General features: G+C 61.4%; 1 protein-coding gene and 1 pseudogene. Both read right to left on the minus strand.

The window, feature by feature from the left end:
* Window positions 1-223 (minus strand): metallophosphoesterase (locus tag I6F66_RS22415; protein ID WP_197209943.1); only part of this gene is annotated, 223 nt, incomplete at its 3' end.
* Between the two features lie 14 nt (window positions 224-237).
* A pseudogene (locus I6F66_RS22420) lies at window positions 238-505 on the minus strand (epoxyalkane--coenzyme M transferase); the annotation flags it as partial.

Below are 505 nucleotides of genomic sequence, written 5' to 3' on the forward strand. Positions count from 1 at the left end.
GGCGGACGGGCACCGGCAGCGCTTCTAGCGCTTCTCGCAGGCGGATGTATGCGCCGTGCTCGCCATGATGGGCCAGGTCGCCGGTAATGACACACAAGTCGGCATCAGCGTGGTTGGCAGCGATATCGGCGATGCAGGCCTCAAGCCGCACGCCGGGATCGTTTTCGAACAGACTTCGCCCTTTGGGAACAAGGTGCAAATCCGTAATCTGGATGATTTTCATCTTACGGGTCTCGCTCAGCGCCACAGGCGGCGCGAGGCGATCTCGGCGCCCTGAACCATCGCTTCGAGCTTACGCCAGCCAATTGCCGGATCGACGGCATGGAAGGAGGCGAAGCTTGCAAACCCGCAGTCTGTACCGGCGATCACGCGTTCGCGGCCCACCAGATTGGCGTATTGCTCGATACGCTGCGCCACCACTTCCGGGTGCTCGATATAGTTCGTGCAGGTGTCGATGACGCCAGGCACGATCACCTTGTCCTCGGGAAGCGGCGTCTCCTTGAAC

It is taken from the genome of Pseudoalteromonas sp. NZS100_1, from assembly GCF_015864285.1.
GTDB classification, from domain to species: domain Bacteria; phylum Pseudomonadota; class Gammaproteobacteria; order Enterobacterales; family Alteromonadaceae; genus Pseudoalteromonas; species Pseudoalteromonas arctica.